This is a genomic window from Pandoraea communis (genome assembly GCF_902459745.1).
Taxonomy (GTDB): domain Bacteria; phylum Pseudomonadota; class Gammaproteobacteria; order Burkholderiales; family Burkholderiaceae; genus Pandoraea; species Pandoraea communis.
This window is the reverse complement of sequence record NZ_CABPSJ010000005.1, coordinates 273,437-295,570: the sequence shown is the minus strand read 5'-3', so window position 1 is coordinate 295,570 and position 22,134 is coordinate 273,437. Positions and strand designations below refer to the sequence as shown.

At 57.2% G+C, this 22,134-nt stretch carries 17 protein-coding genes and 1 pseudogene; 4 read left to right on the top strand and 14 right to left on the bottom strand.

The features are described 5' to 3' along the window. Positions 1-163: 163 nt before the first annotated feature. The 8 genes from rffA to PCO31110_RS19285 form a co-directional block, all read right to left on the bottom strand. A complete protein-coding gene (gene rffA, locus PCO31110_RS19320; RefSeq protein ID WP_306439167.1) occupies positions 164-1,162 on the bottom strand; it encodes a dTDP-4-amino-4,6-dideoxygalactose transaminase in 999 nt (332 codons plus the stop codon). A gap of 180 nt (positions 1,163-1,342) precedes the next feature. After that, on the bottom strand, positions 1,343-2,977 hold the full coding sequence (locus PCO31110_RS19315) for a GMC oxidoreductase (protein ID WP_150691176.1): 1,635 nt from the start codon (positions 2,975-2,977) through the stop codon (positions 1,343-1,345). Further along, positions 2,961-4,238 (bottom strand): DegT/DnrJ/EryC1/StrS family aminotransferase, encoded by a 1,278-nt coding sequence (locus PCO31110_RS19310; protein WP_168162921.1) that lies wholly within the window; start codon positions 4,236-4,238, stop codon positions 2,961-2,963. Before PCO31110_RS19310 ends, PCO31110_RS19315 begins: the two co-directional genes overlap by 17 nt. Then, positions 4,225-4,764 carry a class I SAM-dependent methyltransferase gene (locus PCO31110_RS19305; protein WP_150691175.1) on the bottom strand — a complete coding sequence of 180 codons (540 nt, stop codon included), beginning with the start codon at positions 4,762-4,764 and terminating at the stop codon, positions 4,225-4,227. Before PCO31110_RS19305 ends, PCO31110_RS19310 begins: the two co-directional genes overlap by 14 nt. A 68-nt stretch (positions 4,765-4,832) precedes the next feature. Then, positions 4,833-5,831 carry a lysylphosphatidylglycerol synthase transmembrane domain-containing protein gene (locus PCO31110_RS19300; protein WP_150691174.1) on the bottom strand — a complete coding sequence of 333 codons (999 nt, stop codon included), beginning with the start codon at positions 5,829-5,831 and terminating at the stop codon, positions 4,833-4,835. After that, positions 5,828-6,604 (bottom strand): sulfotransferase family protein, encoded by a 777-nt coding sequence (locus tag PCO31110_RS19295; protein WP_010805858.1) that lies wholly within the window; start codon positions 6,602-6,604, stop codon positions 5,828-5,830. Before PCO31110_RS19295 ends, PCO31110_RS19300 begins: the two co-directional genes overlap by 4 nt. Beyond that, a complete protein-coding gene (locus PCO31110_RS19290) occupies positions 6,601-7,527 on the bottom strand; it encodes a glycosyltransferase family 2 protein (protein WP_010805857.1) in 927 nt (308 codons plus the stop codon). Before PCO31110_RS19290 ends, PCO31110_RS19295 begins: the two co-directional genes overlap by 4 nt. A gap of 858 nt (positions 7,528-8,385) precedes the next feature. Then, positions 8,386-10,596 carry a YfhO family protein gene (locus tag PCO31110_RS19285; protein ID WP_150691173.1) on the bottom strand — a complete coding sequence of 737 codons (2,211 nt, stop codon included), beginning with the start codon at positions 10,594-10,596 and terminating at the stop codon, positions 8,386-8,388. A gap of 256 nt (positions 10,597-10,852) precedes the next feature. Here PCO31110_RS19285 and PCO31110_RS26085 point away from each other — a divergent pair. Further along, positions 10,853-11,503, top strand: a pseudogene (locus tag PCO31110_RS26085) (transposase); the annotation flags it as partial. Between the two features lie 428 nt (positions 11,504-11,931). On the opposite strand, the gene PCO31110_RS19275 reads toward PCO31110_RS26085, so the two are convergent. Beyond that, complete coding sequence (locus tag PCO31110_RS19275; protein WP_150691171.1) at positions 11,932-12,597, bottom strand: DUF1415 domain-containing protein; 666 nt, start codon at positions 12,595-12,597, stop codon at positions 11,932-11,934. A 289-nt stretch (positions 12,598-12,886) separates the two neighbouring features. On the opposite strand from PCO31110_RS19275, the gene PCO31110_RS19270 reads away from it, so the two are divergent. The 3 genes from PCO31110_RS19270 to hmpA all read left to right on the top strand — a co-directional run bounded on the left by PCO31110_RS19270 (position 12,887) and on the right by hmpA (position 17,270). Continuing rightward, positions 12,887-13,972, top strand: coding sequence for an ankyrin repeat domain-containing protein (locus PCO31110_RS19270; RefSeq protein WP_150691170.1), 1,086 nt, complete (start codon positions 12,887-12,889; stop codon positions 13,970-13,972). Between the two features lie 255 nt (positions 13,973-14,227). Beyond that, complete coding sequence (locus PCO31110_RS19265) at positions 14,228-15,865, top strand: ankyrin repeat domain-containing protein (protein ID WP_150691169.1); 1,638 nt, start codon at positions 14,228-14,230, stop codon at positions 15,863-15,865. Between the two features lie 202 nt (positions 15,866-16,067). Continuing rightward, a complete protein-coding gene (gene hmpA, locus PCO31110_RS19260; protein WP_010805851.1) occupies positions 16,068-17,270 on the top strand; it encodes an NO-inducible flavohemoprotein in 1,203 nt (400 codons plus the stop codon). Between the two features lie 105 nt (positions 17,271-17,375). Here hmpA and PCO31110_RS19255 read toward each other — a convergent pair whose 3' ends face one another. The 5 genes from PCO31110_RS19255 to PCO31110_RS19235 are packed head-to-tail and all read right to left on the bottom strand — an operon-like array spanning position 17,376 to position 21,987. Further along, complete coding sequence (locus tag PCO31110_RS19255) at positions 17,376-18,203, bottom strand: phosphodiesterase (protein WP_010805850.1); 828 nt, start codon at positions 18,201-18,203, stop codon at positions 17,376-17,378. 7 nt (positions 18,204-18,210) lie between these two features. Further along, complete coding sequence (locus tag PCO31110_RS19250) at positions 18,211-19,254, bottom strand: ABC transporter ATP-binding protein (protein WP_010805849.1); 1,044 nt, start codon at positions 19,252-19,254, stop codon at positions 18,211-18,213. 45 nt (positions 19,255-19,299) lie between these two features. Continuing rightward, positions 19,300-20,103, bottom strand: a complete 804-nt coding sequence (locus PCO31110_RS19245) for an ABC transporter permease (protein WP_150691168.1) — start codon at positions 20,101-20,103, stop codon at positions 19,300-19,302. A 5-nt stretch (positions 20,104-20,108) separates the two neighbouring features. Further along, the gene (locus tag PCO31110_RS19240; RefSeq protein ID WP_010805847.1) at positions 20,109-20,933 is read right to left on the bottom strand and encodes an ABC transporter permease; all 825 of its coding nucleotides are present in this window, start codon (positions 20,931-20,933) and stop codon (positions 20,109-20,111) included. 40 nt (positions 20,934-20,973) lie between these two features. Continuing rightward, positions 20,974-21,987, bottom strand: coding sequence for an extracellular solute-binding protein (locus PCO31110_RS19235; RefSeq protein ID WP_010805846.1), 1,014 nt, complete (start codon positions 21,985-21,987; stop codon positions 20,974-20,976). Between the last annotated feature and the right edge of the window lie 147 nt (positions 21,988-22,134).

Genomic DNA, 22,134 nt, shown 5'->3' with positions numbered 1-22,134 from the left:
AGCAGTTGTCATCGGTGAGCGCAGTGCCGTTCGGGTTCGCCTCGAAAAGCTGGAACACTCAAGTCACGTGATCGCCGACCAAGTCCATCCCAGCAACCCTCTTCGGCGCCCCCGAACGCCGAAGAGCCCCCCCCCCCGGCCAAGGCATTCGCCTTTAGCCGTGTTATTTCTGGCAAGCGCCAGAAACGGGGAAATGTCCGCGCGAGTTGGATGTCATCAAGAGTGCAAGCGTCTTTTCCGCAATCTCAACGACCTCCGATTCGCGCAGATCGGGGTAAAGAGGCAATCGCACCAATCTTGCCGACAGACTATCGGTAACTTGCATGCCCGAACCCAAGCGCCCGAACCGCCTTCCGGCGTCAGACGAGTGAAGCGGAACATAGTGAAAGACGGCGCTAATCCCGCTCGCTTTTAGACCTGCAAGTACCCGCTCCTGCTCATCAGGATCGCGTGTTATGAGGTGGAACAAGTGAGCGTTATGGGTAATGCCCTCGGCAACAGAGGGGAGTCTGATCGATTCATCAAGCCCCAAACCCTCACGAAACATCTCATGGTATCGATTCCAGATCGCCATACGACGATTGTTTATCTCATCAACGCTCTGGAGTTGAGCATACAAAAAGGCGGCCACGAGTTCGCTGGGCAGGTATGACGAGCCAATATCGACCCAAGTGTACTTATCAACTTCGCCGCGAAAGAACCGGGAGCGGTTCGTGCCTTTTTCACGGATGATTTCCGCGCGCTCCATGAATCTTGGATTATTGATGACAAGCGCACCACCTTCGCCAGAGACGATATTCTTGGTCTCGTGAAAACTGAATGCGGCCAAATCGCCAATCGTTCCGAGTTTCCGTCCATGGTAATCGCTGCCCAAGGCTTGCGCCGAATCCTCGATAACCATCAAACCATGGCGCTTCGCAATGTCCATGATCACGCCCATCTCACAAGCGACACCCGCGTAATGCACGGGAACGATAGCCTTGGTCCTCGGCGTAATCGCAGACTCGATCAAATTTTCATCGATATTAAGCGTATCCTCGCGAATATCAACGAAAACCGGAATCCCACCACGCAAAACGAAGGCATTCGCGGTCGAAACGAAGGTGTACGAGGGCATGATGACCTCGTCACCGGGCTGGATATCCGCAAGCAACGCGGCCATTTCCAATGCCGCAGTGCAGGAATGGGTTAGCAGAACTCCGGCAGCCCCCCCCCAGGTAATTGAGGAGAAATTCAGAGCATCTCTTCGTGTACTCCCCATCTCCGGCAAGACGCCCCCGCTCAAGCACATCCTGCAAATACTTCAGTTCCGAACCTGCCAGGCAAGGAAAATTGAAACGAATCATTCTGACGCCCCGATATCCTTGGACCACTGAATATTATCGACAATCCGGTAAGCATTCGCCATCGCGAGCAAGCCTATCGTCGTCCCAGGTAAAGACGGGAACACCGACGTATCTACTATATGAACGCGCTTCCAAGCGTGAATCCTACCCAACGTATCAGTCTCCAAGCTGTCAACCGCCTCCGATCTCATAGGAAGCGTACCCCCGACATGATAGGCACCGCTATTCAGTTTTGCGAACGGAAATAGCGGCAAGCAACCAATTCGCCCAAACACCTTTAGCAGTCTAATGGCAGATGCCCACATCACCTTCGCCTGAGGGAATGATTTCCGCTGAACCGAATAAAGCGGGTTGGCAATCTCCGGATCTGCAGCGGCCGCAACGCTCAACTCGTAAGTCCCCGCATGGTCGGAATGATAGTTTACCAACAGCAGAAAAGTGTGTTCCGCGATAAAGCGCTTGACGCGGCTGACGAAGCCTTTCGTCTCCGCCGACACACCGAGCTTCTGCATCAGCAGTTCATTCTCAGTTGAGATTTGCACGTGCGCCCAGTGCTCAAGCCCCTTGCCTTTTAGTTCGAGGAAAAGACCTGGCTGAGTATTACAGTGTGGCCAGTTTATCGGCAATCGTCGCAAGCTAAACACCGGCAGTACAAAGCCGCCGCGGCTCTTGAGTTGCACTTTCCTATTGAACTCGCCCAACGAGTTGAGGACAATCCTGGCGCTGTTCACAGCCCCCGCCGCGACAAACACGCGATCGAACGCTTGCCTACGCAGTTCCCCGTTCCCATCGAAATAGCACACCGAAACATGCTCCCCCTCCTCGGCAAGCCCGTCGACCAGACACCCCGGGACGTAATCGATCTCCCCCCTATCACGCAGAGCCAGGATGTCGTGTGCAGCCTTGTAAATGGAACCGTAGACGCAACCAGACATACATTGACCACAATACCTGCAGCCCGCCCCTGCGCTGCCAGTTCCGGCGTCCACCAGTAGCCTAGCCTGCCCAAAGATAGTCTCCCCCTCCTTGAGCACCTTGGCCTTATGTAGCGCCGTCAGCAGTTTCTCTGAAGCCCGGCTAAGTTGAAGCGGTACGGCACTGCGCGATGACAGCGGGAAATTCAAACTCAGAGCGTCATCCGCAGCGGAATATGGCAGGTCCGCAAGGACTATTTCGCAGTACTTTTGCAACTCATCCGCGTCTACCGGCCAGTCAGACAGGTCGCAGGACTGAGGAGGAAGCGCTGCAGCCCCCCATCCGCTACTGAGTCCTCCGAGCGCGTAACTGAACGGAGGTACGTTCCCTGTCGCCTTGACAGGGGCTTCAACTCGCGACGCCCCATAAAAATAGTCTGAACCGAATACGAGCTTTTTAGGGATCGAAGAGCCATCCCTCAGGGTATGGTTCTGATTCAGCCACTTCCTATCCGATGGAGTCCACGCCACGGGGGACGTAGCCGCCAATGCCTCGACCTTCTTTTCGCTGTCCTGATCCAGCCCTTCGCCCCAATCGAACACAGTCGGCCGAATACCCAGATTCCTCAATGCCTTTATCGCACCGACCGCCGCAAGGCCGCTGCCGATGATCGCGACACTCATGGTGTCAAGATCGCGGTTAGCCTTCTTTTGCATGCCCACGCTCTTGAAAATAGCCGTTTACAGCCATAACAATCCGCTGCATATCCGACTGACTGAGGTGTGGGAAACATGGGATGAATATCCCATTTCTATAAATACGTTGCGCTGTTTGCAAGTCGGCGCGGTTCGGATAGTCTTTCAACGCGCAAACCAATTCCAAGCTTGAAGTCGCGCTGTCAATACCTCGCTTTGCAAAGTAAGCTTGGGCTTCAAGCGCATTGGAAACTGGAAGAATCAACTGCCAGTAAACATTACGCGACTCCTGAGTAGTCTTTGGGAAATCATCAATTTCGCAATACGTTTTCAGGAACTCGACGTTTGCCACTCTCGCGGCGTCTTGAGCGATAACGCCCTTGATCTGCTCAATGCCGATCTGCGCTTGTACCGATGTATACCGACAAAACCATAGAAGCGGAAGCGTCGCAAGCCGTCCTTTGTCGCGATGCCCGGTCTGCTTGAGAGCAGCCTCCGGATCTCGCTGGCGAACGAGTTGCAGTGCCGGAAATGTCAGCAAGGAGAACACCGGCTCGCTTGTGGCGACATTACGCACGAGATTGACCCAGGCCTTCTTGATCAACGCCGTCCTGCGTGCAGGCATCAATCCAGCCTGCGCGTTCCTCAGTCTGTCGTGAATTACTTGGTCATCCGTGATCGCAAGCCCGCCTCCCAGTGTATCCAGGGTCTTGATCGACGAAGCGCTGTAAATCCCAACATCACCAAAAGTCCCAACGCGCCTGTTGTCGTATCGACCGTTCAAGCATTGCGAAAAATCCTCGATAACGAAAACACCATTCGCCTTGAGCAGAGCCACCATAGCGGATACGTCGGGCACCAAGCCGAACAGCGGCGTGATGATGGCTACCTTGACGTTTGGATTGAGCTTCTCGCGCAGTTGATCCAGTCGGAAATTGATCGTGTCAGCATCCAAATCCACATATACGGGCGTGAGACCGAGATCCACGACAACATCGACAATTCCCTTGATCGTGATCGGAGGAAGAATAACTTCAGCTCCCTTCGGCAAATCCAGGGCCTTCAGAACAAAATAAATTGCAGTTCTTGCAAACGGAAACGCAATGCAGTGCTTACGCTCACAATAACTGGCAAAGATGTTCTCAAACTCTATGACTTTCTCCTTCTTGTGAAGTGGAGCAAGCATAGAAGCAAGCAGATAACGAACGCTATCCGTCACCTTGTGATAAATAACACCTCTGGGAATTTTCTTTAGGAATGATTTCATTTCATCTTTTTTCATCAAAAGATTCTGGTTTTTTTTCATTCAAGACCAACAGAAAAACATCCGTGAGTCCAAAGATACTCTTTTTTCGGACAATCGAACCATATCTCATCAGCAATCCGATTTCGGCCTGCGGGGAAATTTTCGTTGCCGAATGAGCATTTGGTCGACCAAGAAGATATTTTCCTATTTTATTCATCCACCCCTGCCGGCTTATCCCAACAACCATTTTTATCTTTCTATTTAGATTGATTAATTCAATCAATAGATTCTCGAGACTCACCTCATCAAAACTATAAAATACCTGATTCGCCACAAGCACATCAAACTCAACACCCCGCCAATCGGAGACGTCGCTTAAATCTGGAATGATGTCGTAGCCCACCACCCCATCCTTCAGCAAGCGCTTCAACTCTCCGTTCCCGCAACCGAAATCCAATATTACCAGACCTGGCTTCCTTAACTCGCCGATGCGGACGATCTGGTTTAACAAGTAACGAAAATAGAATCCGGCGACTCCGGAGTAACTTGTCACCCCTTTCATCTCACACCTCTTTTTACAATTAATAATTTTCCGGGCTTCATAAGATCCGATTCATCGACAATCTGAAATTACTGTCGACCATCTTCTTCAGTTCGCCCCCTGACGATTTTGCGTAGAAACGCACTCACGCGCTCCGTACTTGCTGCATCAATTGCGTAACTTATCGGCCCGCAAAGCACAATCGATACGCTTAAAGCCAAGTACGCCATCATCGCGATCACATAGGAATTTTCGTGGCTATATCCCCAATACCCCAATAGATACGCAAACACCCCTTCGCGCAGGCCGACCCCTTGAACGGTAACGGGTATGAGACGGATCAGTTCCACCAACGTGGCTACCGCGGCCAACTGAACCCACGAAACGGAAAAGCCGAATCCGTGGGCAATCACTTGGATGGTAGCTATCCATGAGAATATGCCAAGAAAGGTAATCCCCAGCATTGGCAACGCGCCTGTTGTGGTCAGCAGACCAAAGACAACCGAAATCCACCGCTCGAAGGCAATGAATCGCCGCCCGCCTTTAAAACTATGCAAAATAGTGATCGTACAATGCAACAAAGGCTTGGCAACAATGGGCAGTCCGAGAGCAACGATTGCGATCATGGCTCCATAAACGTACGGATTCTCCACCCACGCTGTACGAAATCCAGATTGGACCAGCAAGTAGATATAGGCGATCGAAAAAACCAATATGTATCCGTAGAATCCAATAATCCGTTCGCGCAATAACAGTTTCACCAAATCCGCACTCGAAAGAGAAGGCCGCCTCAATTTCACCAGACGATAAGCGTCTCCTCCGAGGTTAGCGGGCGTGAACGTGTTCAAAAAATTGGCCCTGAAATAGATGGCGAGTTGCGACTGGAATGAAAGGCGCACCTGGGCAACTGACAATCTATGCCAACGGAACCCAAGAATAACGACGGTAAAAATATTGATGCAAATCGCGATCACGAAGCTCGCCAACGACCCTTCTTTGAGAGTCCGAAGCATCGAGTGAAAATCCAAAAGCGACACAGCAAAAACGACAAGTGCGACGCTAACTAAAAATTTCAGCGCCTGCTTCATATCGACTCGTTACACTCAATTCTTTTGTGATGCTCTCGCCAAACATCTATATCTCGCTGAAGAAACTTCTCCAATCGCAAGATGCTATCCTGATAGCCCGTCACCAAATCCCGAAAAGCCCGGCCTTCATTTCCCTTCGGCACAGTGGCCGAATTGAATACTCTATGCAGCGCCTCGGGTACAACCGTGTCGTCCAATTCGAGCCAACGGTACAGCAACTGCACCTCCTGTAGATTACCTACGATCTCTTCGAAAATGACGACGCGAATCTGCTTGGCGTCAAACACCTTCAGATAGCTCTCGATATAATCAATATAATTTCCGCGCCGGCGGTAGGCGAACGGCGTCACTGAGGTGGAGAACTTTGCGCCCCTCAACCGCTCGGGCTCGGCAGCTAGAGCAGCACTGAAAGAAAGATCTTCTATTTTGTGTTCGACACTAAATCGATAATTCGAATAAGCCCTCGACACGGGATCACGCAAAATCATCAAAATTCTGGCGTCAGAATAAAACTGTTTTATCTTCCTTGCGACGTCATCTCTCTCGATATACGAGGTACTTTTTTCGCCCAGATAAATTGTTCTTGCATCACGATCCTTGAAGTATTCGCGCTCGTAATACTCCCGCCCCTTCAATACCAACTCGTCATTCAGGAAGAATTTTGGTTCTGGGCGAACCGGATGCGCCATACTCACACCCGGATGTTCGTCCAACAACTGATACAAGTAGGTGGATCCCGAACGCTGTGCGCCGACGATAAACAGATTTTTCATTGACGCACGGTCTCCCTGACCTCATAGCTACGCTGCGCGCCTAATTCACGCAGAATCCGGCCAAGATACTCTCCCATAACACTCAACAGGAGAATTAAAATTCCATTAAAGAAAGAAAGCAGAACTGCTAACGAGGCCCACCCCGGAGCTCTTGTCCCGTTAGCTATTGCCTGGATCAGAAAATAAAAACCAAGCGCGAAACCAACGGCGGAAATAACAAACCCCAATGCAGCGCAACAACGCAACGGGAGCACCGAATGATTAAATAGGATCGACGCAACCAATCGCAAAATTCGTCTCACCGTATAGTTGCTTTTACCTTCGGCTCTTGGTTGATGGCGAACCAATACATTACACCGACGTCCAGAGTACTTGAGAACGAGCCCAGGAATGTACGGTGCATATGAATTGTCTCGACAAACACGGTCGACCACGTCCCTTCTAATGATTCTGAAATTTGTCAAAATCAAATCATCGCTTACGTCGAACACCTTTCGATTAAGCCACCCGACGAACTGACTACCTATTCGGCGCACAATCGAATGCCGTTTGGCCTCAAACTTCCCAATTACGAGGTCATATTCGTCGCGCGCGGCATCGATGAGTTTCCCGATTTCACCCGGCGGATTCTGCAGGTCATCGTCCATCGTAATGACGTAATCCCCCTTTGATTCTCGAAAACCACACAGATTCGCGCTATGTTGCCCGTAATTCTTCAGCAAGTTTATTGAAACAATTTCGCTATATTTACGAGCGAGGTCACATATTACAGGCCAACTATTGTCCTTACTACCGTCGTTCACAAGAATGATCTCGAACGACCTTCCCGCAGTCAAAAAATACTCACGGACTTGCCTTACGGTTTCGGCGACAATGCCGGAACTGTTATAAACCGGTATGACAACGCTATATAACTCACTCATATTTCATCATCATTCATTATTGTAAAAACTGATGAATCCAACCTCCCGACCCACCGCAGCAACGCACTACAAATCAATTAAAAAATAGCGCCATTGCCAACAGAATTTTCCACAAACGGATATTCAGATAAATCACCAAATCGAATTCAATTCGCAAAGTTTCAGCGTCCCGCACAAACCCGGTCGTCGCGCGACACGACGATGTTCGCGCGCAATGATTGTGGATAGGGTGCGTTTGAATCTTTACGGCGAAGGCAAATGGAAGGCGCCGGCGACATGCTTGACGCCGGGCGTATCTGGAAAGGACGTGAAATCGGCTCGGGCGTGAGCGGCACTGAATGACACATCAAGACGTAGGCAGTATCGACGGTGTGTACGGCACGAAATAGCACAGTACAACGATTACCGTGCGTCACACCCAACCGGCAATTCAGCCGCGCAAAGGAGCTGTGCCGTGACCTGACGAGACGCCCGGCGCGAGTTGGCGCTACGGGACCATCACCATCGTTGCTCGAAGCGGCCGACGGGGAAAGAAGGAGCGTAGCGACTGCTGTCGGCACTCGCTGGGCAGGAGTCTCACGTATCGGCTCACCGGCAACCGAGCGGCGATCCGCACCAGGGAACTGACCCACCTGACGACTCCCGCACGGCCCCTGCCCGTCCGTATCGCTCGAATCACAGATCACAAGCCCCCCCCTATCGTCAAACTCGATTTATGCAGCAATGTGCGGCCATTGTATCAAGCCTCATTTCGTTACGACACAACGAGGCCAACAAATGGCCGCAGCCGCTTAGGCGCGCCGCAGCTGGCGGCTTCCTCATCCCCCCCCCCGGACGCCCCACAAGCGCTACGCTGATTCAGGCTCCCACGCCAACTCTACTCAGACGCACGTCCAGCACACGCCGCCTCAAAAAAAACAACGCGCACAGGAACAGCACAAAATAAGGCGAGGCCAACATGAAAATCGTGAAATAAGGCCTAAAAACAAACTCAACCGTATGCGTACCTCCCTCGGGAATCCGGACCCCCTGGAAAATCAAATTCGCCGAAATCAATTCTGCTGGCTTTCCATCTAAGTAAGCGCGCCACCCTGCGTAACTTACATTATTAAACACCAGCAACGCCGGGGAGCTCGTCACCACGGTGATTTTTGCCGAATTAGGAAAAATACTGATTCTATCTATTCTCCCGGACACGGCATCGGCATATGCAGCGCCCTGGTAATTCTCGGGACCCACAATCGGATGAAGCGGGGAATCCGATATCTGTCGAGCGAGCGCTTCCGCGTATGCGTTATCGCTCGAAAAATCGCGCCGACTTAATATTTTATCGACCCGCTCACCTTGCGCCAAAAATGCAATCCTAGCCAAAAACGCGTCATTCTTTACGTACCAGTAAATCGGATTACTCAGGTGATTATAACCATGCGCAAACGGCACTTTATTCAGCAACCAGTCCTCATCATCAAAGACATAGTCGTGCGCGGTTGAAAGTTTACGGAAATTTTCAGTAATTTCAACATTCACCTTTCGCCTCCCCATTTTCTCGAAATATCCAGATAAATCCGGAATTTTCGAGTACTTATAGTTCGGCATCGATTTAGGAATCTCGTGAAACGAAAATGCACTCACGCAAACCAAGCTCATCAGCAATACGTTTCTTAACAAACGATCGGACACTACGTTTAGCAGCCAGAAAAGCAAAGCAATTTCAGCCACAACGTGGTACTGCTCAATCGGCGTGTCGAGCGCAATGAAAATGAAAGCAACTGGAACCAACACCAGGCAAATCCGCGAGGTCGCTTGGCGGAGAGTAATACTTGATGACAGCGCATTCAACTTCAAAACTGCAAGCATGCAGAGTGCTATCGAACAGTAGTACCCACCCGCAAACCACCAGCGATTTGCTTTAAGTACAGGAATGTGCTCGATAATTTTATTAATGCCGTATCGATTACCGGTTGAATAAAGCAATGCAACGAAAAGCAAAATCAACCAGAAACTCTGACTTGAGAACACCTTCTTTTTCCAAGGCGTCGCCAACACGACAATCCACAAGACCCAGCCGGCACCATAGGGCCAGGCGGCCCGCATATCGGCCGACCAAATCGGATCATTCGCTGCAATGCGGGGATCGATCGCAGCCGCCACTGCATGAAAAATTGAGTTATATGAAAAATTCTCTGCGGGCAACAGACTGCGCAACCTCGGATCAGGCGAAACAAAATCGCCGTAGAATTTTCCATAATAACTACTAAGATTGATAATGCCAGGCAATATCAATCCAGCATACAGAACTCCAATTACTAAAAAGAACAATCCGAGGGTCAATGCCACCCTCCGCAAAACCATCCGCTGCTCGATGCTCGCCGCCCTCATGCGCGATAGATACATGCCCCCCGAAAACAAAAACGCGATAATCAAGTTGACAACGTTCAGCCACAGATATCCCGAAGCGATATACAAAACAAAAAACGCCGCCTGACAAACAACAACGTATGGGCGACGCGAGTTTCCGCGAATAATATTCAAACAAACGAGCAACAACCAGGGTAACGAACTGAATGAAAAAACGAAGACCATTTGCCCGGTAATGGGCAACTGAACGGTGAGATCGAACGCGGCAGCGCCGAATAACGCCACCATTCGCCCTGCGCCTTGCGCTCGAAACAGAGAATATGCCCCCAGGACACCGACAAGCATTGCGGCCTGGATCATGAACTCGTAGGATTGCAGGGGATTAATCACCCACGCAAGCACTATAAATATCAACTGAAACGGCGTATATAAACCCACATTATTGAAGCTTGGGAAAAAATTCCCAGATTGAATAAAATGAGTCCATAGCGGAACACTTCCACTCCTGAGCGCATCACTAAAATACGTGAAATTCACGAAGCTCCAGTCGTGCGTATCCCATCCCGTATAACTTTTTCCAAATAAATTCTCATAGAAAAATGAGAAATGCAAAAGCAAGAAAAATATTGCGATCGCAATATTTTTATAGCCCGAAGAATTGCAACTTTTCCAGTTGCAAGAGCTCTGGTATTTAGAAATTTTCATCTCCATATTTAAGCGAATCTTGTAAATCTAGCGTGAAGATCGTTTTTTATCTGCGATTAGCAGCGATACTTATGAACTGCGCCTTGGCGAGAGTCGTCATGCGTCCCGGCACCCCGACGGGGTTCGCCACTCGGTTGCCGGTGAGCCGATAGGTGAGATTCTCGCCCAGCGAGCGCCGAAAGTAGCCGCTACGCCTCCTCCATTCCCGTTGGCCGCTTGAAGCAATGGTGACTGCGGTCTCATTGCGCCCAATCGCGCTGAGCAAGCGTGGGCAGGACACGAGCGTCTCGCGCCCAAAGCCAAGTCGGACGGCGAAACGCCACCTGACAAGCCGGAGACGCCCAACGAGGACTCGCGCGGCCAGAAACGCAGCAACGCCACGCAAGAATCGACGACCGATGACCGGGCGCGTCTGTTTCGCAAGCGCAAGGGGACCGGCGCCGTACTTTGCAATACGGGCGATGTGCTGAGCGATAACCGGCAAGAGCCGGTGGCCAATGCGCAGGTCACATTGGCGGCGCACGGGACCGCTGAGCGCGATGCGGCGATCGAGACGCTTGCCGATGCCGCCCCCGCAGTATCGACGCCCATCGTGGTCGGCGCCGGCGAGAACCATGGCAAGACAGGCTTCGTGGCGGCCGGTCGCGCCTACCGTATAACGCCGCATGTGGCGCGGAACCACGCGCGTCGGGGCGGCTCGGCCATTGATGGCCGGACGACACGTTGGCCCGGCTAGGAGATAAGCCAACGGAAACGCAAACGCATCGAATAAGTGTTTGGATAGCGCAGAACGGACGGTCGCATTCGGCAGGCGATGCATCGCGGCCACAAGCGGGTCGAACAGCGGTTTCCGCTTGCGCAGGCGGCGTACAACTTGACGCGCATGCGAACGCTGGCCTGCGCTACTGCGTAGCGGCAGAATCCAGGTCGACGGTGACATTACCTTTTGTCTCCGAATGAAAAGAATGGAGCGTCCATCGCTCGCGAAACCTCGACGAACGTCAGTCACGTTCGAAAGACGGCGCTATGACGACGCCTAATATGTCACTGGCCTGGTAGGCGACGTATAGTGTCCTTCAACCACGCTTCACACGCCCGCGCATCGCCATTGCGAGTCCTCCGCAGCGTGTTAGCGGCCGGGCTGGCGAGCTAAGCTCGCAATTGTACTTTCAATTCGCGAGGCGTCGCCCCGCCGCGCCTCGCCGCCGACCGCGAGGTGCTGCGTCATCAAGTATCCGCGCTCGGATCGCGTGGAAATGTGTTCGACCCCAAAGGTTAGACGGGTGTCCGACTTTTTGGGTGCAGTTCACGCGACACCGCGCCCGCGGGTACCCCCGCCGTTCAGCGCTTCTCTTGGGCGCCATCAATCGCGCCGCCGATCGCATTATCGTTCGCCCCGTCTTCGCCCTCCGCCGTCTGCGCCATCCACGCGTGATAGCCCTTCACGCCCATCTGCCGCATCAGCGCCTCGTTACGTTCAAAGATCGTCTCGGCCTCCGGAAACGCCTCCACCGCGCGATCGATGCTCGACTCACGCAGCAAATGCAGAATCGGGTAGGGAGAGCGGTTCGTGTAGTTCTCCACGTCGTCTGGCGCCGTGCCTTCAAATTGATATTCCGGGTGAAAGCTCGCAATCTGCAACTCACCCTCGAGATGCAACTGCTTGAGCATGCGCTCTGCGAAAAACAGGGCGTCGCTGTACTCGTGAAAATCGAGCAACGCATGCGGCAAGATCAACAATGTGGTGTCGACGGCTTGCGGGTCGGCCTCGGCCAGCCGCTGCAACTCGTGCTCCAGATCAAGCAGCGCGCCTTCCCTATCGCGGGCCGCGCTCACGGCATAGCGAATCTGATCCTTGACGTGCACCGCCTTCGCGAACGGGCAGAGATTCAGCCCGATCACCGCGCGCGTGAGCCAATGGCGCGTCGCCGCAATCACGGCCTCATGCTCCTGACGCGTCAACGATTGAGGCGTGGCATCGGTCACTGGGAAGGTTTTCTCCGGCATACGAAATGGGGCGGTAACTCATGAATACTGCATTGTAATTCCCCCTCGGCCCGCACCGGCATGCCCGCCATCGATAGCCTCGATGTGCGAATGCCAAAACCGGCTCGAAGTATCTGGGTAACCATGCGCCTTCCCTACCGCAATGCACCCGACACCACCAACGCCTATGCTCGGCTCAACCCCCGCCCTGTCTCCCGTAGCAAGTACCTCCGAGCGCCTCTCGCCCTCCCCCTCCGGGGCGGACCTGGGTCGCCGCGCCTACCGCACGCACCCCCCACCTTTGGACGCGATGTCGCTGCCCCAATTGCTCGACGCCCAGAGTTCCCGCCGCTATCGCCCGCAAGATATCTGGCATGCACTGGTCAATGCGCAGACCTATGCCAGCCGCGAGCTGCGAGCGATCTGCGAGCGCGCCTCGCCAAACGGGCCGCTGTTCGGTGAAATGGTGACGCTGCTCACGACAAGGGAAGAAGATCGTTCGTTGGACCGGTTGGCCGATGCCGGCATCTTTCTGGCCTCAACGCGCGCCCATCCGTTGCCCGCCGAAGACGCCGCGCTATTGCGAAGCAACGAAGGGCTGAAACTCTGGCTAGAGTACGCGGCAGCACCCGCGAGCTATCTGAACGTGTTCGACGGATCGGATGTGTTCAGCGAAACCGTCGCGGAAGACCGTTCACGCATCGACAGAATCCTCCGCGTGCTGGTCGCGTGCGGCCGCGACCGAACGGACGCGCCACCATTGCATCCCAGCGACACGATGCCCCGAAATCCATTGGCGCATCTGTGCAGTCAGATCGCACCGCAATGGCTGCGCCGATTGCTCGAACTCGGCGCCAAACCGGAGCAGATCAATAGCCGCGGCATGCCATTGACGGTCGTCGCCATGAGAGCGCAAGCGCTTCGCCTTTACATAGCCGGTCACGATCCGCTGGCCCCGCACGACTCGCTGCGTCAGCTCGCGCAACTGCTCAAGCGGCGAGGCGCAGACCTGATGCAACCGGACCGAGAAGGCATGCCGTCCATCACCTTGCTCACGCTTCACGGTCTTTGTGGCGCGGCCGAAGCCCTGCTGGCGACAGGGGCCGACCCGAACACGCCCGATCGGGGCGGCAACACACTCATGCACCATCTCGCCTACATCGTGCATTTGCGCAACGACCCGGCAAAGGCCGATTGCGCCCACCTCGCGTACCTCGCCCATTACGTTCTCATCATTGCTTCACGCTATGGCGGCGACGTGACCCGGGTCAACCATGCAGGGCAATCCCCTCGCGCATGGCTGCCAAAGCCCTTCACCCTGGCCCCGCAAATCGGTCAGGCGTTCCTCGACACGGTTCGCAAGACGGCACTTCGGCGAATTCGATCACTCGTGTGACGGCAAGGTTGCATGGCACACGCCACCGGCCGGTGGGGCGCATACCGCTCGCTATCGCTCGATATGACCCGACAGCGATCATACCGTCCGCCTGCGCCATTTCACACGCACACGTGAATTTCCCTTTCTCGCTTCCCCATGCTCCCGTCCCCTATCACTGCACAACCCGCGCGCTCAAGCGCCGCCTCCCCGGTCCACTCCGGGCCGGAGATCCCTCCCCACGCGTCTGCCGCCAGTCTGCCCCCTCTGTCCGACATGACGATCAGCCAGTTGCTCCTGGCAAAACGAGACGGGCAATGCGCTTCGAAAGACGTCTGGGAAATGCTGATAAGCCTGAACACAACGGCAGGCCGCGAGCTACTCGACAGTTGCCGGATGGCGGCCGAAACCCATCACGAAGCCATGGCGTTTACCATGGCCACCCTGTTCTGCTCACCGGCGCAAGAGAGAACCCTCGCCGGACTGGACGAGGCAGGCATCTTCATCGACCCGGCGCGAAGGGAACATCTGCGCCCGTCAGACGCCGCCCTCCTCATGAGCGACGAAGGATTGCTGCTTTGGCTTCGCTTCGCGGCCTCACCGTCGGCCTATCCCAGCGTCTTTGTCGACTCGATTCTGAACGAGACGTCTTCCGCGGAACCGGAAGACTCGCTCGCGTCAGCCCTCAAGGTGCTGGTCATCAGCGGCCGCGACAAGACCAACGATGTGGCCGTATCGGAAATCCCGGGGAATTTTCATCTCCCGCTTTCTCATTTGTGCTGTCGGGTCGCGCCACAATGGCTGCCTTCACTGCTCGAATTCGGCACTGACCCCAACCAACTCACCGCAAACGGTGTTCCGCTGGTGGCAACCGCAATGGCCGCACAAGCCGAACGTCTGCGTTTGACCGGCCACGATTTGCTGACCCCGCACGCGTCGCTCTATCAACTCGCCTCAATGCTCCGATCGCATGGCGCCCGCCTCTCACTACGCAGTCGCACAGGGGCACCGCCGGTCACGTTACTCGCGCTCAATGGCTATTGTGCGGCGGCAGAAGCGCTTCTCTCGGCCGGTGCCGACTGTAATGCCACGGCAGACAACGTGAATGGCAACACACTCATGCACTCTCTCGCCGCAGCGACGCATCTCGGGCATCACTCCTTCTCCGCGTTCTTCCTGCTCACGCTGGCGCTGCGCTACGGCGGCGATTTCGACCAGCCGAACCACGATGGTGTCGCGGCACGCGCACTGGTCTCCGAAAGTCTCGCGCAGTACCTACGGGTCAGCCAAACGATGGTCGCGTCGACGCGCGAACGGGCGCGATGCTGCATATCCACCGCGCCGGCACGCCATTCACGCAACGCCGGCAGCCACGTCCCCTCTTTCATCACCACCTTTGCAGCGGAAGCCAGCCGGCTGTGCGCGCGCGGCCACGACCCGCTGCTTCCCCACGAATCGCTGTTTCGATTGGGGATATCGCTCCAGCGCAACGGTGCGGATCTCGGGCAACGGCATGCAGACGGCACGCCTCCGGTGTTGTGGCTGACCCGACGCGGATATTGCGGGGCCGCTGAGGTCCTGCTGGCGCTATGTCCGAATGCCAATGTCCCCGGACGAGAAGGCCATACGCTGATGCACGCGCTTGCCGCCGCGACGCGCGCGCCGGACGGTGCCACGCTCGCCGACTACATGCTGACAACCGCACTACGTTACGGCGGCGACCCAACTCTGACCAATCGGTCCGGGATAACCGCCCTGTCGTTCTTGTCCGCCGATCAAAGCCGCTTTGTGCGTGCGGGCTTCGCCCTGATCACCGCCACCCGCAAAAGCGCGCACGAAACCGTCTCCCGCCGCCCCCCGCCCATCGTCCAGCCAGCCGACGAACCCATGCGACATTCCGCCGCATCCCTATAATATGTATTTAATTTACATCTTATAATCACCTCGCCGGTTCCCCGAAGTTGTAGTCGTGTTGTGAGCCCCATGGGGAACCGGCGACCGAATGCCACACCGCGAACCTCCGTACACGGAGATCACGCGGTGTCCACGAAATACCCAACAAGTGCGCCCAAAAAGATGCATTTAATTTGCATCTTATAAATTCAGGAGTCTTGCCATGCTTTCCGCCGCTTCCCGCCCCTACATCGACGCGAGCGTTCCTGTTCTGCGCGAACACGGTCTTGCGATCACGCGTCACTTCTACGCGAGCATGTTCGAAGCGCATCCTGAGTTGCGCAATCTCTTCAATATGGGGAACCAGGCCAGCGGTGCCCAGCAACAATCGCTCGCTTCGGCCGTGTTCGCGTATGCCGCGAACATCGACAACGCTGCGGCGCTCGGGCCGGTGCTCGAGCGTATCGTGCACAAGCACGTCTCGGTCGGCATCACGCCGTCGCACTATCCGATCGTCGGCCGCCATCTGTTGCGCGCCATCAAGGACGTGCTGGGCGACGCCGCCACGCCTGAACTGATCGCGGCATGGGATGAAGCGTATTGGTTGCTCGCCGGCGAACTGATTGCCGCAGAAGCGCGTCTGTCCGAACGCACGCACGCGCCGCTGGGGTCGCTGCGTGAACTGATCGTGGCCGACGTCGACCGCGAAACCGAGCACATCGTCTCGTACTACCTGCGCACGCCCGAGGGCGGGTCGCCCGGTGAATTCGCGCCCGGACAATACGTGAGCGTGTCGGTCACGCTGCCCGACGGTCTGGAACAACGCCGTCAATACAGCTTGTCCGACGCGCCCGACGCACCGCACTGGCGCATTACGGTCAAGCGTGAAGACGCGGCCGATGCCAAGCCCGCCGGTCAGATCTCGAACTGGCTGCATGCCAACCTGAAGGCCGGCGATCGCATTCTCGTGAGCCCGCCCTACGGTGAGTTCACGACCACGCTCGATGCAGCACGCCCACTCGTGCTGCTTAGCGCAGGCGTCGGCATCACACCGATGATGTCGATGCTCGCCGCGCTGGCCGCCAAGGGCTCGCGCCGCGAGATCCTGTTCGCGCACGCTGCCCGCGACGGCTCACACGTCGCGCTACGCCGCCATCTGGCTCATGCCACCACGCAGTTGCCGCACCTGCGTGTGGCGACATTCCTCGAAACGCCGAAAGGCACCGAACGCGAAGGCACCGGCGACACGTTTGCCGGCCGGATGGATATTTCGCGTCTGACACTGCCTGCCGACGCCGATTACCTGCTGTGCGGCCCCGTGCCGTTCATGCAGACCCAATGGCGTGCCCTGCGCGACGCCGGTGTGCCCGCCGAGCGCCTGCACCGTGAAGTCTTCGGCCCGGACGCGCTCGATCACCTGCTCTAATCTGCCGCCCGAGCGGTAAACAACACGAGGCCCCCAATTGGGGGCCTCGTCGCTTCTCGATGTCTGGATGTCTTGATGCGGCACCAGCGCCGCAACACGAACGCCTCAGTCGATCAAGGTGCCCGCAGCGTCATAGAACGGGTGAGCGCCACCTGCATCGTCCACGAACGCGAGATGCGAGACGAGGCCTGTCTTCGGCGTGAACCGGTGCAGTTGAAACGACGGCGGATCGAGCACCCATGCCGACGGTCCGCCCTCACGCAAATCCAGGGCCACCTGATGCGCCGGTGACGGACACACGCTCGCGACAGTACCGGCAAAGCGCGTATGAATGGGCCGGTGCACATGCCCGCAAATCACTCGCTCGATGTTCTCGAAACGACGCACGACGGCCGCGAGCTTCGCAGCATCGTTGGCGTCGAGCGCCTGAATGTCCATGTGCTCGATACCGCAGGCAAACGGCGGATGATGCATGGCGATGACGGTCGGCGTCGCAGTATCGCTCGCGAGCGTCGCCTCCAGCCATTCGAGACGTTCGTCGCACAGCTTGCCGCCGCCATTGGGCGGGTCTTGCGTATCGAGCGCCACGAGCCGCAGCGCGCCGAACATTGCCGTGTACTGCACGAATCCGCCCGGTTTGCCGAGATACGTGTGCTCCGGAAACACGTCGCGCAGTGCATCGCGCCCGTCGTGATTGCCGATCACGAGGTAGTACGGCATTTGCAGCGGCGTGAGCAACCGGCGCAGGTGTTCATATTCCTCGCGTGCGCCGAAGTCGACGAGATCGCCCGTCAGGACAACGAAGTCGGGACGCGGCACCAGCGTATTCAGACGCGCCACGCAGCGCTCGAGATAGGCGGCGGTATCCACGCGCCGATAGGCCAGCTTGCCGGGCCGTTTGATGTGAAGGTCGCTGATTTGCGCGAACAGCATGAGCGAATTATCCGTGAAGCGAAAAGATATGGGCGGCGGGCAGCGACAGACCCACCTGATCGCCGACGCGACACTCGCGACGGCTGGAGACTTCGACCAGCACCGGGCCTGCGACGGACACGCCGCTGAGCGTCAGGCGCGTGCGGTCGCCGAGAAACTGCACTTCGTCGACACGGCCGACGAGCGGCGCGTCGCCTGCGGGCACCACGATGGCATCTTCCGGGCGGAAGTACAGCTCTTGCACGTCGGCACGCACCTCCGGGCAGGCAACGCGACCGCCCTCGAGATGGAAATGACCGTCGCGCCACACGCCTGCCAGGCGATTGAGCGTGCCGACGAAATTCGCTACATGGCGCGAAGCCGGTTGGTAGTAGATGTCGCGCGGCGCACCGATCTGCTCGATGCGGCCCGCGCTCATCACCACGATGCGGTCGCCCAGTGCCATCGCTTCGTCCTGATCGTGGGTGACGTACACCGTCGTCACCCCGAGCCCGCGCAGCAGACGATCCATATCTGCGCGCACCGTCTCGCGCAGCTTGGCGTCGAGCGCGGTGAGCGGCTCGTCGAGCAACAACACACGCGGCTCCGGCGCGAGCGCGCGGGCCAATGCCACGCGCTGCTTCTGACCGCCCGAGAGTTGTGCAATGGCACGATCGGCGAAAGGCGTGAGTTGCACGAGATCGAGCAGTTCGTTCACGCGCTTGTCGATCTGCGCCGATGGCAGTCCACGCAGCTTCAGGCCGTACGCGACGTTGCCGCGCACGGTGAAGTTCGGAAACAGGGCGTAGTTCTGGAACACCATGCCCACACGGCGCTTTTCGATGGGCAGGCGCGTGACGTCCTCGTCGCCGAAGTGCACACGCCCCCCCGCGTCGGGGCGTTCGAGGCCTGCGATCATGCGCAGGGTTGTGGTTTTGCCGCAACCGGACGGGCCGAGCAGCACTAGCGTCTCGCCCGCACCGATCGTCAGATCGAGCGGTTGCAGTACGGTGTTGCCGTGAAACGTCTTGGCACAGCGTTCGAGATGAATCGGGATGGAAGTCAGTTTCATCGTCATATCCTTGGCATTCGGTAGGCGTGCAATGCAGCCACTTGATCAGGTACGGCCTTTGGCATTGCGCACCTTCGCCCGCTGGGCCGTCATCTGCATGACGATGAGCAGCGGCACGATCAACACGAAAAACACCGCCGTGTACGCGCTGCCGATCTCCAGACGCAGCGACGCGTAGGCGTCCGCCAGCCCCACGGGCAGCGTCTTGGTATCGGGCGTGTGCAACATCCACGTCAGGTTGAATTCGCCGAGCGAGAGCGTTACCACGATGAGCGCGGCCGCCACGATCTCGCTGCGGATGTTGGGCAGCACCACGGTCGTGAAGCGTCGCAGGAAGCTCGCGCCGAGGCTCGCAGCGCCCTCTTCCATCAGCTTGATACGCGAGTCGGCGCACGCGGCCGCGACGGCACGCACCATGAACGGCAGCGTGAAAATCACATGCCCGACCACGATGAACGCCAGGCTTTCGCGAAAGCCGCGCATGCCCCCGTACACGCTGATCAGCGCGAGCGCACTCGCCAGCCCCGGCAGCGCGATGGGCAACGTCAGCAGCTCTTCGATCCAGCGCGCCATGCGGCTCTGCCAGCGCGCGAGCACGTAACCGGCCGGCACGCCGAGCAGCGTGACCACCACCAGCGTGGCACCGCCGACATACAGCGAATTCAGAATGGCGTCGTGATAGTCCTGCCAGACCTGAATCACCCACTTGAAGGTGAGGCCGGCCGACGGACCACGGAAATAGTTCACCGACAACCCCGCGAGAACCGACATGCCCACGGGGATCAGCAGGAACGCACACATCAGCAGCGTAAGCAGCAGTTGCAGCGTGAATAGGGTTTTCTTGAGCATGCGAATCAACCTCCGGCAGCGACGCCCTGCCCCGTGAAATTGCGGGCGAGCATGAGCACCGCCCACGTCACGATGCCGAGAATCACCGAGAGGGCCGCCGCCGTCGCCACATTGGCGTTGAGCGTGAACTCGGTGTAGATGGTCATCGGCAAAACATCGATGTCGGTAGCCAGCGTGAAGGCCGTGCCGAACGCACCGACCGAGGTCGCGAAACACATCGCGCCCGAAGCGATCAGCGCGGGAGCCAGCGCCGGCAACGTCACGTCACGGGCAATGGCGAACGGCCCCGCGCCGAGCGACGCCGCCGCTTCCGTGAGCGAATGATCGAGCGATTCCGCTGCCGCCATCACGGCGAGGATCACACGCGGAATCGAGAAATACAGGTAGCCGAGGAACAGGCCCGCGAGCGAATACGCGAACACGAGCTTGTGGCCAATGAGCTTGGTCGACAAGTCGCCAATCAGGCCCTGACGTCCCGCGAGCATGATGACCATGAAACCGACCACCACGCCGGGGAACGCCAGCGGCAGGGTAAGCATCGACACGAGGATCGATTTACCCGGAAAGTCGTGACGGGTGAGGAAGAGGCCCGCCACAAGCGACAACGCCAGGGTGGCAAGGGTGACCAGCGCCGAGAGCACGACGGTCTGCCACAGGCTATCGAGATAACGTGCATTGGTGAGAATGGCGCGATAGGTCTCGAACGCGTGACCGTCGCCGCTCACTTGCACAAGGGCGGCCATCGGCAATAGCCAGAACGCCAGAAAAACCGCCAGCGCCGGTAGCAGAAGTGCCACGCGCCAGCCGCGCGGCAGGGTCAGGTCACGCATCGCTTGCTTTGCTCCTCTTCCTCGTTGGACATGACCGTGCTTAGCGCACGTTCTTCAGATACTGCTGACCGAACGCGTCCTGCTGTGCGGCCAGCTTCTGCAGATCGACCGGCTTCACACGGGCATAGTCGGACGCGGGCAGGAATTTGGCTGCCACGTCGGCCGGCATCGTGCTCGCACGCACCGGACGCAGGAAGGCTTGCGCCCAATGCGCCTGGCCCTTGTCGGACAGCGTGTAGTCGATCACCTTCTTGCCGTTGTCGGCGTGCGGCGCGTTCTTCACGAGCGCGATCACGTACGGCAGCGACACCGAGCCTTCCATCGGGATCACGAACTGCACGTTTGCGCGGTCCTTGTAGATGGCGCGGTACGCATTGAAGTCGAAGTCGATCAGGATGGGAATCTCACCCGAGAGCACGCGGGCATACGCCGTTTGCTTGGGCACGATCGGCGCGTTGGCCTTGAGCTTCTGGAAGTAGCCGATGGCCGGGCCGAAGTTGTCCATCGAACCGCCGAGGGCCTGATTGGCGGCAATCGCGGCGGCATAGCCGGCGAACGCGCTGCTCGGGTCCAGATACCCCACCATGCCGCGGTATTCCGGCTTGAGCAGATCGGCCCACGAACGCGGCACCGGCTTGCCTTCCAGGGCGTCGCGGTTCACGAAGAAGCCGACCGTGCCCGAGTGGATCGTCGTCCACATGCCGTTCGGATCCTTCATGGTGGCCGGCACCTGGTCCCAGTTCGCCGGTTTGTACGGGGCGAGCAGGCCCTTCTTGGCGGCTTCGATGGCCGAGGTAATGCCGAGATACACGATGTCGGCCACCGGCGCCTTCTGTTCCGCGATCATCTGCGCGACAGCCTGGCCGGAGTTCTTGTTATCGAGCGGCACGCGAATGCCGGTGTCCTGTGCAATGGCCTTGACCTGACCGGCCCAGTCCGCCCATTCCGGCGGGCAGTTGTAACAGATGGCGGTCTGCTGGGCGTGCGCGGCGCCAGCGCCGAGCAAGGTGAAAAGCGCCAGCGTGCGGGCGGCGCGGGTGATCCAAAGCTTCATTTCTGTGGGCTCCTGAATGTCTGAGCATTGGCGGCACGATGTGCTGCCGGATAAGTGCGGGCCTCGCGCCCGGATGCCTGATTGCCTCGGCCGGCGCTGCACTCTCTTTTTCGGAGCCAGTCGTCAGCCAGTTTCCTTGCTATTGCT

Coding starts and splice junctions, on each gene's coding strand:
- PCO31110_RS19305 (WP_150691175.1), bottom strand. CDS start 4,764: ATGAAAGGGGTGACAAGTTACTCCGGAGTCGCCGGATTCTATTTTCGT.
- PCO31110_RS19250 (WP_010805849.1), bottom strand. CDS start 19,254: ATGAAACTGACTTCCATCCCGATTCATCTCGAACGCTGTGCCAAGACG.
- PCO31110_RS19270 (WP_150691170.1), top strand. CDS start 12,887: ATGTCGCTGCCCCAATTGCTCGACGCCCAGAGTTCCCGCCGCTATCGC.
- PCO31110_RS19275 (WP_150691171.1), bottom strand. CDS start 12,597: ATGCCGGAGAAAACCTTCCCAGTGACCGATGCCACGCCTCAATCGTTG.
- PCO31110_RS19290 (WP_010805857.1), bottom strand. CDS start 7,527: ATGAGTGAGTTATATAGCGTTGTCATACCGGTTTATAACAGTTCCGGC.
- PCO31110_RS19240 (WP_010805847.1), bottom strand. CDS start 20,933: ATGCGTGACCTGACCCTGCCGCGCGGCTGGCGCGTGGCACTTCTGCTA.
- PCO31110_RS19310 (WP_168162921.1), bottom strand. CDS start 4,238: ATGAAAAAAGATGAAATGAAATCATTCCTAAAGAAAATTCCCAGAGGT.
- PCO31110_RS19285 (WP_150691173.1), bottom strand. CDS start 10,596: ATGGAGATGAAAATTTCTAAATACCAGAGCTCTTGCAACTGGAAAAGT.
- PCO31110_RS19245 (WP_150691168.1), bottom strand. CDS start 20,103: ATGCTCAAGAAAACCCTATTCACGCTGCAACTGCTGCTTACGCTGCTG.
- hmpA (WP_010805851.1), top strand. CDS start 16,068: ATGCTTTCCGCCGCTTCCCGCCCCTACATCGACGCGAGCGTTCCTGTT.
- rffA (WP_306439167.1), bottom strand. CDS start 1,162: ATGGCCGCGTTGCTTGCGGATATCCAGCCCGGTGACGAGGTCATCATG.
- PCO31110_RS19235 (WP_010805846.1), bottom strand. CDS start 21,987: ATGAAGCTTTGGATCACCCGCGCCGCCCGCACGCTGGCGCTTTTCACC.
- PCO31110_RS19315 (WP_150691176.1), bottom strand. CDS start 2,977: ATGCAAAAGAAGGCTAACCGCGATCTTGACACCATGAGTGTCGCGATC.
- PCO31110_RS19265 (WP_150691169.1), top strand. CDS start 14,228: ATGACGATCAGCCAGTTGCTCCTGGCAAAACGAGACGGGCAATGCGCT.
- PCO31110_RS19255 (WP_010805850.1), bottom strand. CDS start 18,203: ATGCTGTTCGCGCAAATCAGCGACCTTCACATCAAACGGCCCGGCAAG.
- PCO31110_RS19300 (WP_150691174.1), bottom strand. CDS start 5,831: ATGAAGCAGGCGCTGAAATTTTTAGTTAGCGTCGCACTTGTCGTTTTT.
- PCO31110_RS19295 (WP_010805858.1), bottom strand. CDS start 6,604: ATGAAAAATCTGTTTATCGTCGGCGCACAGCGTTCGGGATCCACCTAC.